The sequence below is a fragment of the Micromonospora sp. NPDC047187 genome (genome assembly GCF_040643355.1).
GTDB classification, from domain to species: Bacteria; Actinomycetota; Actinomycetes; order Mycobacteriales; family Micromonosporaceae; genus Micromonospora; species Micromonospora salmantinae.
On sequence record NZ_JBEYUF010000039.1, the window covers coordinates 1 to 14,418 of the forward strand.

Sequence of the window (14,418 nt, forward strand, 5' to 3'; positions counted from 1 at the left end):
GCCACACGCCCTGAAGGTGTTGGACGGCGTTTCACACTACCACACCCCGGCGCCGTCCCGACAACCCCGGTACCGCTTCGCCGCCACGGCGCCGTCGTGAGTTCGGACGAGTCCGTCCGAGGACAGCTAGTCTCGGACGGACTCACGGAGGTCCTCCCGCTACTGACCGTAAGCTTTCGCGGTCCAGCCGAGCGAACCGAGGGAGCCACCCTTGATGTCCGTGCCGACTCCGTCCGTCTTCAGGGCGTCGAAGTGCACGGAGGCCGAACCGGCGGCGGTGATCCCGAGCAGCGGCCGGCCGTTGGGGTGCGCGTCACAGTAGCCCGTGCTGAGGCTGGTGAAGGGTCCCCAGCCGCTCGACCGCAGTACCTTCGAGGTGATCGTTGTCGGGGTGGCCCGGTTGACTCGCCACTCCTTGAGCTCCCCGTTGGCCTTGGTACCGATCAGCACGTCCACGGCGGCGCTGCCCGTTCCGCCGCTGCGCTCGTAGGTCAGTGTGTTGACCGTGTCCCAGCCGGTGGTGGTCAGCCTCACCGGCGCGGAGAGCGTGAACACGTCGTCCACGTAGGTCTCCGTGTAGCGGTAGAGCGAAGTGCCCGCCACGCGGTAGAGGTACGGCGACGCCGATGCGAGGATGCGGGTATCGGCGAACCCGTTCTTGAGGCGGCTGGCGGTGATCGCCGTGACTCTCCAGGTGCCGTCGACCAACTCGCCCTGGCGGCTCACCTTGTAGAGCCAGCCGTCGGTCGGATGGGCGGCGTACTCGGTGCTGCGGAAGCTGGTGTCGTCACCAGAGGCACCGATCTGCTGATGCGCCGACGGCACCCAGCCAAGGTTGTCGTTGGCGTAGGCCTTGGTGCTGGTCGTCCTGTCGGAGTACACGTAGCTGAGACGCTGTCCATCGGAACGGTACGCCGCCGTGGAGACGCTACAGTCCGCGGGAACGTCACTGAGCGCCGCAGCCGCCGGCCCGGCGGGCACGACGACTCCAGCCACGGCGAGACCGGTCGCGACGACGCTCAGCGCCGTCGCGGCGGCCACGATGGATTTACGCATGAGGCAAGATCCTCCAGTAGTACGACTGTGGGGCGAGGGTCGCCGCGCGCGGGGTGTGGATAAACGGTCCCGCTTGGGCGTCGTGCGTTGCCGCGCATCCAGGGCGCACGGGGGTGCTCCCCGATGGCCGGTCTGGACAGCAGAACGGTACGGTGTGGCCCGTACAATCGCCGTACAACTGGCGTATAGACCACCCACTCGCCCCCCGTCATCCGAGTGCGGGGCACCTGGTGACAGCGCCGACATTACGTCGACCGGCTCGACCGCCGGCGCAGGGTTCGAGCGCCGTTCCCGATGCGGTTGGTGGGAAGTTGCCTCTGGCGGCTTGATCGTCCAGCAAGGTTTCGGGCATCGCTTCATTGCTACGGTGACCCTCGTGCAGGACGCGACCGAAGCGAAGCTCGACGACTGGCGCGAGCGGCTCGAGCCGATGCTTGCGGGACTCCGGGATTTCGTCGTCGGACCCGACGAGTCCCTCGATAATTCCGTCGAATCCCTACGCGACCTCGAACACACACTGCTCGCCGAGACACCGGCCGGGCAGCCGCCACGCGAGGGACTGGCCGAAGCAGCCGGCGGCTACCTTGGGGAAGTATTGCTCACCATCGGCGGAGGCGCCTGGACCTGGGACCCGGACTCCGAACACCCCGTCACCGACCTCGGCGTCGGCGAAACGGCCGAGCCCATGCGGCTCGTCCTTGACGCCCTTGTACACCGCACCGGGACGGTGTGGTCGGCCACGTACGAACGTATCCGAGCGCTAGCGGCCACGCGCCGGAACGACGATCCCGTCTGGGAACCGCGCCGTACCGATCAGCCGGCGTTACACACGGAGACCTTGGATGCCGCACCCACCGATCCATGGCTCACACACTGGCTGACCATCCGTGAACAAGGATTCCCCGAGTGGTCCGCCGCCACCGGCCGAGCCGACGATCTGGACTTCAGCCCGGAGTCATTGCTGGCACTGGAGCAGATCGTACGACGCCGGATCCCGGCCAAGGACGCCCTGCGCGAACCGGCGGACGACGACTTCGTCCAGGGGGCGATCTGGTACGTCGGCGAGATCGCCCGGCGCCACCGCGACGCACACTGGCGTTACACCCCCGACCCCACCGGCATTAGCAAGAACCCGTACGTGGGCAGACCATTCGTCGAACAAGACGGCCCCGGGAACGACGCGATACCCCTGCTCGAACTGGAGGCCGCCGTCTTGTCCGACGAGGCCGGCGTACTCCTGGACCGGTTCGAGGTATTCGATTAGCAGCAGGGAAGCGTCGGCTGTCCCTGGTCCTGGTCTTCGGGAGTTGATCGGTGGACAGTGGAGCAACCTGTCATCGCGTTGGCGGAGGGAACTGCTGGGCGAGCCATCGCTTCGACGCCGCCGGTACGCTACCGGCACGGATTGCGTGCGAGGTCATCAGCGGCCGACTTGGTCTGGGCGGGGCACCGTCCCCGGCGCCTTGAACAGTGACAGACAGCGTAAGGCCCGGCAACCGAAACGACATTGGTCGATGCCTTGACTCTATGCGCCGCCCTGCTCATGATTTACTGCGGCGGTTCAACAGTGAGGGTCAATGTGATGACGCAGGTAGAGCCACCGGCGGGAGGCCCCACATCAGCCGTCACTCTCAGCGAGCTTGGACAAACTGGCCGACTCGCGCGCGCCGGTCGAGGCACGAGGGACTGGCTGACACGTGGGGTCCATCGGCGGGAACTGAGTATCGCGAGCCTCGGTTCAGTGCTCCTCGCTGTCGCGATGATCTGGCTGATTCCGCCATATGCGGTTCGCGTGCTGACTGCCGGCGCCAAGACTGTGCCGATCGCCGACCCGGCCCACACCATCGTCGGTGACGTGGGTGACCCGACGGCCCAAGCATGGCTGGTGGGATGGGGTGGCCACGCACTCACCCACGGTCTGCGTGGCCTGTGGGATACCAACGCCTTCTATCCCGACACGTACGGCCTAGCCCTGAACGACAGCCTGCTCGGCTATGCCCCGGCAGGGCTGATAGGCAACGGTGTAGTCGGCGCCGTGCTGCGCTACAACATCCTGTTCGTGCTGGCTTTCGCGCTCGCCTTCCTCGGCGGCTACGCGCTCCTGCGCCAACTTGGCGCGAACAAGGTCGCCGCCGCGGTAGCCGGGGCCGCCCTCGCCTACGCGCCCTGGCGCTACGGCCACGACGGCCATCTGAATATTCTCTCCACCGGTGGTATCACTCTGGCCCTGGCGATGCTGGCGCGCGGCCACGGACTCTCGTTCACCCGCGGCTACCTTGCCGAACGAGTCCGGCCGGGCTGGGCGTTCGCCGGCTGGCTCGTCGCGGCCTGGCAGGTCAGCCTAGGCTTCGGCGTCGGGCTGGGATTCGTATACGTCCTCGCCGCCCTCTGCCTGATCACACTTTTAGCCTGGCTGATCCACCGCCCACGCCTCAGCCTCCGGCTGATCGTCGCTAATCTGATCGGCGGGCTGGTCTTCACCGCGGTGACCGGATACTTCGCGTACGCGTACCAACACGTGCGCGAGCTCAACCCACATGTCACCCGGGACTGGGACTACGTCGCGCACTTCTCCCCGACACTGCGCGGACTTCTCGTGGCGCCGCAGTCCTCACTGCCCTGGGGCACCCTGCACAACGACGCCCGCACCGCTCTTGGTGGCGTACCGACTGAGAAAGTGCTGCTATGCGGGTATGCACTGTATCTACTGGCCTTCGCCGGCCTGTTCCTATCCCGCTGGTCACCGGCGCAACGGCTTCTGCTGCTGCTTGGGACGGTCGTCGGAGTGTTGTTCGCGCTGGGCACGAACGGGCCGATCTACCGCCTGCTCTATCTTTATGTGCCCGGGTTCGATGGATCCCGTACACCAGGCCGCTTGATCTTGTGGCCCACTCTCTGCCTGGCCATCCTCGCGGCCGGCCTGGTTACCCAGCTGGCCGAGGTGGCTCGCAGGGGCGCCGAGCCGAAATGGTCGGTGGGAGCGGCACGGCTACTGACCGTTCCGTTGCTGGTCCTCGTGCTAGCTGAGGGCCTGCCTGACCTGGACCACCCCCAAACCCCAGCCAAACCGGCCGCGATGGCGCTAGCCTCCGCGCACGCTCCCATCATGGTATTGCCGTCCAACGACGGTATCGACCTCAACGTCCTACTTTGGTCGACCGACGGTTTTCCCACCATGGTCAACGGTGCGGCCAGCTACACCACACCCAACCGTCAGGCGATCCGCGACGTTATGGCGACCTTCCCCAGCGAGCCGGCCTTGGATCGGTTGCACCAGCTCGGCATCCGCAGCGTCGTCCTGCTGCGCGACCGGGTCCAAGGTACCCCGTACGAACCACTGCTTGACATCCCCGACGTACCCGGCATCACCCGCCATGACGTCGGGCCAGACGTGGTTTACACCATCGACACCAACACCAAGAACCCCTAACGCCCGGTCGACCGCCGCAAGCCAGGCTCGAAACACCACGTCATCACCGACGCGGGCGGCATCACCCTCGCCGCGTCCCTGACCGGCGGCAACCGTCACGACGTCACCCATCTACTGCCCCTGATAGACAAGATCCCACCGATCAAAGGCATCCGCGGCCGACCCCGGCAACGACCCGACCGGATCTACGCCGACCGGGGCTACGACGACGACTGCTAGGCATATTTCAGGTCTCACGGCCTCCGCGTCAGAGCAGTCTCGGAAGCTGGGTGACAACCGTGGGTAGAAGTTGGCTGGCCCTAACATCTCAGGGCTGCCCGGTCGCTGGAGCCTCCCCCGTGCCGTCAACCGCCTTCATCGCGACGTCCGCCGGGCTCAACCAGGCGGGCCCGGTCCTACCTCTGCGGGCGCGCCGAAGAGGTCTCCAGTCTGAAGGGCCCGCTCAGGATGATGCCCGTGGGATCGGTGTCTCAGATGACGGACGCGCGGCGGGCTTCAGCCCGCTCACCCGCAACGCTGTACATCGATTCACACCACACGTGCAGGCACGGCGTCAGGCGACCCGAGACGCCGGTCGGCGCCAGCCATCGGCCCGTACGAGTCCTGGTTCGCTGGCAGCCAGGGAGGTCCGCGGCGGTCAGCGCGCCGGCCAGGTGGCCATGGCCAGTTCCGCGGTATCGGTGAGCTCCGCCGCCGTGGCGCCATCCCGGGCGCGCTGGGACATGCCGTGCATGACGGCCGTGAAGTACGCGGCAAGCTTGCGGGGGTCGGCTGTCGCCGGTAGTTCGCCCTCTTGCCGGGCCGTTGCCAGGCGCTTCTCGAAGGTGCCGACGCTGGCGTTGCGCAGGTCGCGCATGTAGGTGGCGACATCGGTGTCGGCCGCGGCCGCGCTGCAGAGCAGGTTTCCGGCCGGCGTCTCGGGGTCGGTGTACATCGCCGCCGCGTCGAGCAGGATGCGGCGGAAAGCATCGAAGGCCGTCGGCTCCCTGGCCATGGCGGCCCAGATGAACTCGCCGGCCGGGGAGCGACCGTACGCCTCGATGACCTCGTTGAACAGGGACCTCTTGTCGCCGAACGCCGCATAGAGGCTGCCGGGCCGGATGCCCATCTCTCGGGTCAGGTCGCTGATGGAGGTCCCCTCGTACCCGTTCTCCCAGAACAGTCGAGTGGCGGCCGCCAGTGCCGCCGCCCGGTCGAAGGTCGGCGGCCGGCCTCGCCGTACCTCTGGTGTATCCATGCCCCCATTCTAGAGCGATCGCTCAAAAGCGGGTCGGAGACTTGTTGGTAGATCACTCAAGAACGAGCTACGGTTCCTCTTGAGCGATCATTCAACAAAGGAGCGGTCATGTCAGGAGCACTGCAGAACAAAGTGGCCGTCGTCACCGGCGGCAGTCACGGAATCGGCCGGGCGACAGTCGAGCGGTTCGCCCGTGACGGGGCGACTGTCGCCGTCGGCTACGGTCATGACGAGGCGGCGGCCCGCGACACGGTGGAGCGCATCCGCAAGCACGGCGGACGTGCGTTCGCCGTGCACACCGAGCTGGGCACACCCAGCGACGCGGCTCACTTCTGGGAGACCTTCGACAAGGCGGGCCGGGAGTTCGTGCCCGACGGGAAGATCGACATCCTCGTTCACAACGCCGCCAAGGGAAGCTTCGCCCGGCTGGCCGACCTCCCCGAGGACGAGTTCGACCAGGTGATGGCCGTGAACGTCAAGGCGCCGTTCTTCATCACGAAGCTCGCGCTGCCGCGACTGCGCGACGGCGGCCGGATCATCAACGTCTCCAGCACCGCGGCCAGAGTCGGAAGCCCGGATCTGCTGGCCTACGGCGTCAGCAAGGCGGCGCTGAACTGGTTCAGCTACGACATGGCGCTGGATTTGGGCCCCCGCGGGATCACCGTCAACTCGGTGTCACCCGGCATCGTCATGACCCGGAACAGCCAGTACCTTGTCGACAATCCGGAACTCGCGGCGCAGCAGATGGCACGCGTCGCCCTCGGCCGGCTCGGCGAGACCGACGACGTCGCCAGCATCATCGCCTTCCTCGCCTCCGACGAGGGGCGCTGGGTGACCGGTCAGGTCATCGACGCTTCGGGCGGCACCGCGCTCTGAGGACGGACTCGCCCACAGGCGAGGATCCACAACGACCTTCGGACCCGGTGAACGTTCGTGGACACCGCACTAGCGGACGCGAAGCCCGGCCACGACGAGGTCGACCAGGCGGCGTGCGTCGTAACGGGGATCGTTGCCCGCGCCGATGCAGAGATTGCCGACGCCGCGCAGCAGCCCGTAGGCGTTCATGTCGGGGCGGATCTCGTCGGCGGCGACGGCGGCATCGAGGAGCTGGCCGCAGACCGGGACGAGCCGGTCGAGGAAGTAGGCGTGCAGGCTCTGGAAGGCGGCGTCGTCGGACTGTAGCGCAGCGGCGAGACCGTGCTTGGTGACCAGGAAGTCGACGAACAGGTCGATCCATTTCGCCAGGGCGACGTGCGGTGTGTCACTCTCGGCCAGCAGGGCCGGTCCCGCCTCGGCGCACGCCTCGATCTGGTGCCGGTAGACGGCGACGATGAGGTCGGCCCGGCTGGGGAAGTGGCGGTAGATCGTGCCCACGCCGACGCCCGCCCTGACGGCGATGTCGCGCACGGGCACGTCGACGCCGGACGTGACGAACGCCGCGGCGGCAGCGTCGAGCAGGGCCCTCTCGTTGCGCCGGGCGTCGGCCCGCTTGCGCGGGACGGGTTGCTCCGAGTCGCTGTCGATGTCAGCCACGTCGCGTTACCTCCGTCACTCCACTTGGCATCCGGAACGCTGTTCCGTATGGTGTTTACCGGAACCGCGCTCCGCTTGCTCAGCATAATGAACCGAGCGCGCTACCACCAAACCCGTGGACCGCCGGACGTCTGAAGGAGAAGCAGTCATGCAATACCGCACCTTGGGTCGCACTGGCGTGCAGGTCAGCACGCTCGTGCTCGGCGCCATGAACTTCGGCAAGATCGGCAACACCACCCAGGAGGACGCCACCACCATCGTCGACGCAGCGCTCGACGCGGGGATCAACCTCATCGACACCGCCGACGCCTACAGCGGCGGCCAGTCCGAGGAGATGGTCGGCAAGGCCATCGCCGGCCGCCGCGACGACGTCGTTCTGGCCACCAAGGCGACCCTGCCGATGGGCGACGACCGCAACCAGCGGGGCGGCTCGCGCCGCTGGCTGGTCACCGCGCTGGAGAACAGCCTGCGTCGCCTCGGCGTCGACCACGTCGACCTCTACCAGATGCACCGGTGGGATCCGACGACCAGCGACGACGAGACGCTGTCGGCGCTGACGGACCTGCAACGAGCGGGCAAGATCCGCTACTTCGGCTCCTCGACCTTCCCCGCCTACCGCATTGTGCAGGCGCAGTGGGCAGCCCGCGAGGGACGTCTGAGCCGATACGTCACCGAGCAGCCGAACTACTCGATCCTGCAGCGCGGCATCGAAACCCACGTGCTCCCCGCGACCCAGGAGTACGGCATGGGCGTGCTCGCCTGGAGCCCGCTGGCATCGGGCTGGCTCTCCGGCGCGATCCGCGCCGGCCAGGACATCAGCACGAACCGCTCGGGCTTCATGCAGCAGCGCTACGACATCAGCATCCCCGCCAACCGCGCCAAGCTCGACGCCGTCGAGCAGCTCGCCACAGTCGCCGACGAGGCCGGCCTCAGCATCATCCAACTCGCGCTCGGCTTCGTCACCGCGCACCCGGGCGTGACCAGCGCGATCATCGGCCCCCGCACGATGGACCACCTCCGCTCGCAGCTCGCCGCCGCGGACACGGTGCTCTCGGCCGACGTGCTGGACGCGATCGACGCGATCGTGGCTCCCGGCGTCGACCTCGCCGCCCACGAAAAGAACGACACCCCGCCCGCCCTGCTCGATCCGGCGCTGCGCCGCCGCTGATCACTCGGCACGTCAGTGACCAGACGGCAGACGGGCGTGCGCCCGCGCGTCCGCCTGCCGCTGACCCGCCGCACAGCCAGACCTTCCAGGCTCGGCGCCGAAAGGACGAACGGACCCATGCCAAGCAAGCCCTCGCCCAGCTTCGGGCTCATGACCGCCCCGATGCACGTCGACTACCACGACATCCTGCGGGTATGGCAGGAAGCGGACGCCATCACCGAGATCGAGCACGCGTGGCTGTTCGACCACCTCATGCCCATCGGTGGCGATCCGGGCGGATCGGCGTACGAAGGCTGGACTCTGCTCTCCGCCCTCGCCGCGCAGACCGAGCGGCTGCGACTGGGCGTAATGGTGACCAGCAACCGCTTCCGGCCCCCCGCGATGCTCGCCAAGATCGCCACGGTCGTCGACATCGTCTCCGGCGGGCGCCTCGACTTCGGCATCGGCGTCGGGTCACGGCCTGGTCACCCCCTGGCCCGGCGGGAGTACGCCGCGCACGGCCTGCCCTTCGCCGACACCGCCGACGCCGTGGGCAGCCTCGCCGAGGCACTCACGGTCATCCGGCGACTCTGGACCGACAACGAGCCGTTCGACTTCCACGGAACGTACGTCGACCTCACCGGAGCGTTCGCCAGCCCCAAGCCCGTGCAGCGCCCGCACCCGCCGATCGTTATCGGTGGCCGCTCCGCCGCCACATTGCGGGTGGTCGCCGAGCACGCGGACATCTGGAACATCGCCAGCGGGGACGTCGACGACGCCGTCAGCCGCAGCGCCCTGCTGGAACGCTACTGCGCCGAAGTTGGCCGCGACCCAGCGTCGATCACCCGCTCGATCAACCTGCCCGTCTCCTACGACCAGCCCGGGCTCACCCGGGACGCCATCGGCAGGACGATCGGCGCCGGCTTCGGGCACATCGTGCTCGTATTGCCGGTGCCCTACCCCGCTGGCGTCGCACGTTGGGTCGCCGATGAGCTCATCACCCCGTCGACCGCATAGCGGCCCCGGCGGGTCGACCTGAATTGATCTCCGACCCGGGCGGCGCAACAGACCGGGGCGAGCGCACCGCGCCCAGGCCATACCGCACCGCGTCGTCGCGGGAGAGCTTCCCCTGGTGGCAGGCCGAGAGCATGCGTTCGCCGGGGTCGAAGTCGGGTATCCGGGGGCCAGTGACACCACGTCACAGGCGATCGTGACATGGCGCCACTGACGGGTCGGCCGCGCCCGCGCTGTCATGGGTACATGTCCATTACACCTGTCATCGACGTCGACCGGCTGAACCTCACCTACGGCGACTTCCACGCCGTCAAGGACCTCACCTTCCAGGTACGGTCCGGCCGCAGGCCGGCCTCCGGCACCGTGCACGACCCTGACCTCGGTCGCCATCGCCGCCGCCCTCACCACCCGACTGTTCCACTGGGAGCCCCGCCGATGACCACCACGCACCGCCAGACGAGCGCTGCGCCGTTGGTGAATCCCCCGCTGTCGAATGCCGCGACGCCGCGCTTGACCCTGTTTCGGGGCCAGGGTGTCCGCTGATAGGCGACGGGTCACTGTGCGCCCGCCAGTGAAGCGCTTCGCGCGAACGTGTGTCGGTTCTGAATTCAGCAACAGGAGTGAAGAGTGGGAAGCGAGCGACAAGAGCGCCCAATCGGTGTCGTCCAGGAGGGTGCCAGGTTTGGTGGGCGCCGACGGTTTGCGAGGTCCCTCCGCCCCTGGGCCCCCCTGTTCCCGCTGACGGCTATCGCGTTCGTGCTCGCGTGGCTCAACCGGAGTCCGTGGTGGGGTTGGGTACTTGTCGTGGGGCTGCTCGTGGTGCTTGGTGCGACCGTGCGCTCGTGGGCCCGAGGGCACGCGTTGCTCCGGATAGGTGCGTGGCTGCTCGCCGGGACGCTCGTTTTCGGGGCGGCGGTGTTCGCCTATCCACCGCCGCAGACCCGCATCGCGGGCGGCGAGGACCGCTCGCCGTCCGGGCCGGTGCAGACGCAGCAGGGGCCGATCACCGGGGTCTACAACGACGAGCGCACCGTCGAGGTCTTCGCGGGTATCCCGTACGCGCAGGCTCCGGTGGGGGATCTGCGTTGGCGTGCGCCTGAGCCGCTGAAGCCGCGCGAGGGCGTGTTCACCGCAGACCGGTTCTCCGCCGTTCCGGTTCAGGGCACCTCCACGTTCTTCACGCGGGCGCTCTCGCAGATCGTGGAGGTGCCCCTGGAAGGCACGTTCCTCAATCCGTATCCCGTGAGCGAGGACAGTCTCTCCCTCAACATCTGGCGGAGCACGACACCCGCCTCGGAGGACCTTCCCGTCCTCGTCTACATCCCGGGCGGCGGCTTCGCGACCGGTTCCGGCACGCTCCCCCTCTACGATGGCGAGGCGCTCGCCTCCCGGGGCCAGGTGATCACCGTCACCATCAACTACCGGCTGGGGGTACTCGGCTTCCTCTCCCATCCCGAACTGTCCGCCGAGTCCGCGCACGACGCGTCGGGCAACTACGGGATCCTCGACCAGATCGCCGCCCTAGCGTGGGTGCGCGACAACATCGCGGCATTCGGCGGCAACCCCGACCAGGTCACGATCGCGGGCGAATCCGCCGGGGGTGAGAGCGTCTGCATCCTAGGTGCGACACCGCTCGCCGAAGACCTCGTGGACGGCATCGTCGCCGGCAGCGGAGCGTGCATGGGCACCACGGGCAACACCGAGCGCGGCGACCAGACTGACACGCGCGAGGCGGCAGAGGATGCCGGCCGCCGCCTGAGCGAGCAACTGGGAGGGGCGACCATCGAGGAGATGCGCGAAATGCCCGTCGAGCGGGTCGTGGACGCGGCGGGCGCGCTCGATGCGCACTGGCAGCCCTCCGTCGACGGCCACGTGCTCGAGCGATCGCCGGCGGAGACCTACGCGTCCGGGGAGCAACTGGACGTGCCGACCCTGGTCGGCAGCAACGCGGACGAGGCCTCGCTCGCGCTGGCCAGCCCACCGGACACGGACGTCGACGAGTACCGGTCGTCCGCACGCGAGACATACGGTGGGGATGCGGATCGGTTCCTCGATCTGTATCCAGGGGAGACAACGGAACAGGTTCTCGAGTCGCTCCTGCGGGCCGAAACCGACAAGATCATGACCCGAGCCATGCGGCGCTGGGCTCAGCTGCAGACGCAGACGGGTGAGTCGGACGCCTACCTCTACTTCTTCTCACACATCCCTCCCGAGAAGGGTCTTGAGAAGTACGGCGCCTACCACGGCGCAGAGGTCGCGTACGCGTACGACAACCTCGGTGCCGACAGCGCCGCCGACTACACGGAGGCGGACTACCGGCTCCGCGACCAGATGAGCGCGTACTGGGTCAACTTTGTCCGCACCGGCGACCCCAACGCACCAGGCCTGCCGGCCTGGCCGACGGTCGAACAAGCACCCAACCACGTCATGGAGTTCGCCGACGGCAGCGGGATGGCACCCCGCCCACGCTCCGACGCCGTCGACTTCTGGATGGACTACGACGGGCCGATCCCCTAGACGAGTAAGTCAGAACGACCCCGGGTTGTCGGCATAGACGAAGGGCGGTGGATCAAATGCGGAAATCTACGCAGTCCCGTCTGTAATGGGCTCGTTCGGGTATGCGCGGCTGGCCAGCGCTTCGCTCCGAGGTCTGTCCCAGCCTGCGAGGTAAGAATGCCGGAATCATCGCCGTGCCGTGCACGGGGTGGGTGCCACCCGCCGGGTGACGTCGTTGAGTTGCGGGTGCACGGCGTGTTGGGTGCCGGCGCGGATGACATCCTGGATCGGCCGCACGTGCAGCGGGTCGCCGGCGACAGCAAGGGCGGCTTCTACCGGCCCCGCAGAGGTTATGGTGACTCCCGAGGCGCCTGCGGCGTGGTGTTGGAGACATACCGGTGGAGCGATCTGCGGAGCGGAGCCGCCGCGAGGACGCTGTCGCTGGTGTTGCTGTTGCCGTTCATGGCATGCAACGCGGCGGCATGGATGCGGCCGCGGGCGAAGGTCAGCGGCGGTGTGGTCTGGGTAGGTTGCAGGCTGGTCGGCCTGAGCCTCACGGCCCTGTACGTCTTGTCTTTCGTCGGTGTGGCGTTGGACCTGCTCGCCTGCAAGTGCATGTCCCTGGGTAGTTGTCTCGGTGGCCGGACCTGGCTGTCCTGGCTCGGCGGTCAACCGGCCGGATTGCGCATTGCGCTGCTAGCGCTGGTGCCCGTCGCCGCGATCTGGGTGTTGTGGCTGGTGGGCTCCCGGTGCGGCCACTGGTACGACAACTTCATCCCTCCTACGGGTGGGCCGGCCGACACACCACTGGGCGCGATCGGGACGCCCAACGCCACGCCGGGAGTGGTGCGACTTCGCTCCATCCATGTGGCGACCGGTCTCGCTGTGCTCGATCTCAGTCTGGTTGCGGCGTTGTGGGCTGCGCGTGGACCGAGCCTTCTCAACGTCCTGCTCACGGTCTGCGCCGTGCTCGTCCTTGTCGCCAGTGTCGTGCTGCTGTGCGTACCTTCGGTGATCGACTCCGTAGCCGGCACCCCGGTGGTCGATGGGGTGGTCCGTGCCCTGCGGTCGACTGCCGTGGTGGTGACGATCGCCGTCATCGGACGGGTCGCGTTCGATCGCAGTGAGTGGCCCGCCGGAGACGGACTGCCCGGCCACGACGTCGCGGTCGTCCTGCTCTTCGGGACGCAGGGCGTCCTGCTGGCGCTGCTCGGGATCGCGGCACTGGTGGGCCGGGAGGGCAGCCTTGGGAGACTGCGCTGGTCGGGTGCGCCGCTGTTCGCGTGTCTGGCGGTGGGACTGGCGGTCAGCTTCGCCACCGAATTCAACTACCGCGTATCGGACTACCTCGACCGCGACCTGCCCACCCCCGACGTGCTGCCCACCAGCCCTGTTCTGCCCTACAAGTGGACGATGTTCGGCTTCTTCGTGTCGGTCATTGGCGCAGCGGTCGCGGGTGCGGTGATGGTGCTGTTCACGCGGAGGCACCGACGGCGGACAGCGGACGGCATCGTCGCGCGTGACTTTCCTGAGGCGGATGCGAGGACGGCCCGACGGCGGACACAGGTGCGCGACGCGATCGCCCGGGCGCAATTCACGGAACGACTGTGCCCGCTCGGGCTGACCTACTGCTGCCTCGTCGCGCTGAGCCTGGCTTTCACAGCTCTGGCCCTCGACGAGCTGCAGCCGAGTCTCGCTGTGGAGAGCCTGGTCAACCTGCCGTCCGATTTCGTCAGTGCGGGCACCCAGTTGGGCAGCTACCTGATGGCGTTGCTGTTCGTCGGTCTGTTCTTCGGAGGGTTGTTCGCCTACCGTATGGCCACTTTTCGTCGCTACATCGGGATGCTCTGGGACCTCGGGATGTTCTGGCCGCGTGCCGCTCACCCCTTCGCCCCACCGTGTTACGCCGAGCGCGCCGTGCCCGAACTCGCCTGCCGTATCAGCATGCTGGTCCGGCAAGGGAGGTACGTGTTGGTAGCGGCGCACAGCCACGGGTCGGTACTCGCTCTGGCGAGCGTCCTGCAACTAGAGCCGTCCGTGCTCTCCAGAGTCGCCCTGCTGACGCACGGTTCCCCGCTCAGACGCTTCTACAGCACCCTGTTCCCGGCGTACGTGGGCAGGGATGTGCTGAGTGAGGCCGGCCGCCGGTTGGGCTGGCGCTGGGTGAACTTGTGGCGTGACACCGATCCCATCGGCGGCTGGATCTTCACGTCCGGACGCGGGGGTGACGACGCCCTGCGACAGCGGTCCGAGGTGGACCGCCGGCTTCGGGATCCGCAGGATCTCGATGCCCGGGGCCGTGACACGGTTTGGCCCGCGATGTGCGGTCATCAGCCGTGCGTGACGGACGACCGATACGAGGCGGCGGTCTGCGAACTGTCCGAGCGGCTCCGGACCGGCTGAGATGCTGTAGCTGTCGTCGAACCTCAGGGCGCTGCGGCGTGTGTTCCACCGGCCTGCGGTGCCCGCAAGAGCTGCGTGTGCCGGTCAGCGATCGAGCGGACG

At 67.9% G+C, this 14,418-nt stretch carries 11 protein-coding genes and 1 pseudogene; 9 read left to right on the forward strand and 3 right to left on the reverse strand.

Annotated elements, in window-relative coordinates:
- Positions 1-159: 159 nt before the first annotated feature.
- Positions 160-1,056 carry a hypothetical protein gene (locus ABZ794_RS32455; RefSeq protein WP_357519183.1) on the reverse strand — a complete coding sequence of 299 codons (897 nt, stop codon included), beginning with the start codon at positions 1,054-1,056 and terminating at the stop codon, positions 160-162.
- 376 nt (positions 1,057-1,432) lie between these two features.
- On the opposite strand from ABZ794_RS32455, the gene ABZ794_RS32460 reads away from it, so the two are divergent.
- From ABZ794_RS32460 to ABZ794_RS32470, 3 genes and pseudogenes are all read left to right on the forward strand, one after another.
- Positions 1,433-2,320, forward strand: coding sequence for a hypothetical protein (locus tag ABZ794_RS32460; RefSeq protein WP_357519185.1), 888 nt, complete (start codon positions 1,433-1,435; stop codon positions 2,318-2,320).
- Positions 2,321-2,815: 495 nt separating this feature from the next.
- The gene (locus ABZ794_RS32465; RefSeq protein WP_357519187.1) at positions 2,816-4,486 is read left to right on the forward strand and encodes a hypothetical protein; all 1,671 of its coding nucleotides are present in this window, start codon (positions 2,816-2,818) and stop codon (positions 4,484-4,486) included.
- A gap of 3 nt (positions 4,487-4,489) precedes the next feature.
- Positions 4,490-4,699, forward strand: a pseudogene (locus tag ABZ794_RS32470) (transposase); the annotation flags it as partial.
- Positions 4,700-5,123: 424 nt separating this feature from the next.
- Here ABZ794_RS32470 and ABZ794_RS32475 read toward each other — a convergent pair.
- A complete protein-coding gene (locus ABZ794_RS32475) occupies positions 5,124-5,723 on the reverse strand; it encodes a TetR/AcrR family transcriptional regulator (protein WP_357519189.1) in 600 nt (199 codons plus the stop codon).
- A 108-nt stretch (positions 5,724-5,831) separates the two neighbouring features.
- Between ABZ794_RS32475 and ABZ794_RS32480 the strand changes: the two genes are divergently transcribed.
- Positions 5,832-6,599, forward strand: coding sequence for an SDR family oxidoreductase (locus tag ABZ794_RS32480; RefSeq protein WP_357519191.1), 768 nt, complete (start codon positions 5,832-5,834; stop codon positions 6,597-6,599).
- Between the two features lie 69 nt (positions 6,600-6,668).
- On the opposite strand, the gene ABZ794_RS32485 is transcribed toward ABZ794_RS32480, so the two are convergent.
- A complete protein-coding gene (locus ABZ794_RS32485) occupies positions 6,669-7,247 on the reverse strand; it encodes a TetR/AcrR family transcriptional regulator (RefSeq protein WP_357519253.1) in 579 nt (192 codons plus the stop codon).
- 157 nt (positions 7,248-7,404) lie between these two features.
- Between ABZ794_RS32485 and ABZ794_RS32490 the strand changes: the two genes are divergently transcribed.
- From ABZ794_RS32490 to ABZ794_RS32510, 5 genes are all read left to right on the forward strand, one after another.
- Positions 7,405-8,424, forward strand: coding sequence for an aldo/keto reductase (locus ABZ794_RS32490; RefSeq protein WP_357519193.1), 1,020 nt, complete (start codon positions 7,405-7,407; stop codon positions 8,422-8,424).
- A gap of 117 nt (positions 8,425-8,541) precedes the next feature.
- Positions 8,542-9,420 carry an LLM class flavin-dependent oxidoreductase gene (locus ABZ794_RS32495; RefSeq protein ID WP_357519195.1) on the forward strand — a complete coding sequence of 293 codons (879 nt, stop codon included), beginning with the start codon at positions 8,542-8,544 and terminating at the stop codon, positions 9,418-9,420.
- A 243-nt stretch (positions 9,421-9,663) separates the two neighbouring features.
- Positions 9,664-9,960 carry a hypothetical protein gene (locus ABZ794_RS32500; RefSeq protein WP_357519197.1) on the forward strand — a complete coding sequence of 99 codons (297 nt, stop codon included), beginning with the start codon at positions 9,664-9,666 and terminating at the stop codon, positions 9,958-9,960.
- Between the two features lie 261 nt (positions 9,961-10,221).
- Positions 10,222-11,934 carry a carboxylesterase family protein gene (locus ABZ794_RS32505; protein ID WP_357519199.1) on the forward strand — a complete coding sequence of 571 codons (1,713 nt, stop codon included), beginning with the start codon at positions 10,222-10,224 and terminating at the stop codon, positions 11,932-11,934.
- 225 nt (positions 11,935-12,159) lie between these two features.
- A complete protein-coding gene (locus ABZ794_RS32510) occupies positions 12,160-14,316 on the forward strand; it encodes a hypothetical protein (protein ID WP_357519201.1) in 2,157 nt (718 codons plus the stop codon).
- The last annotated feature ends 102 nt before the right edge of the window (positions 14,317-14,418 follow it).

What these genes read in the sequence shown, in the direction of transcription:
- ABZ794_RS32455 (WP_357519183.1), bottom strand. Translation starts at nt 1,056, where the DNA reads ATGCGTAAATCCATCGTGGCCGCCGCGACGGCGCTGAGCGTCGTCGCG.
- ABZ794_RS32500 (WP_357519197.1), top strand. Translation starts at nt 9,664, where the DNA reads ATGTCCATTACACCTGTCATCGACGTCGACCGGCTGAACCTCACCTAC.
- ABZ794_RS32475 (WP_357519189.1), bottom strand. Translation starts at nt 5,723, where the DNA reads ATGGATACACCAGAGGTACGGCGAGGCCGGCCGCCGACCTTCGACCGG.
- ABZ794_RS32495 (WP_357519195.1), top strand. Translation starts at nt 8,542, where the DNA reads ATGCCAAGCAAGCCCTCGCCCAGCTTCGGGCTCATGACCGCCCCGATG.
- ABZ794_RS32480 (WP_357519191.1), top strand. Translation starts at nt 5,832, where the DNA reads ATGTCAGGAGCACTGCAGAACAAAGTGGCCGTCGTCACCGGCGGCAGT.
- ABZ794_RS32490 (WP_357519193.1), top strand. Translation starts at nt 7,405, where the DNA reads ATGCAATACCGCACCTTGGGTCGCACTGGCGTGCAGGTCAGCACGCTC.
- ABZ794_RS32465 (WP_357519187.1), top strand. Translation starts at nt 2,816, where the DNA reads ATGATCTGGCTGATTCCGCCATATGCGGTTCGCGTGCTGACTGCCGGC.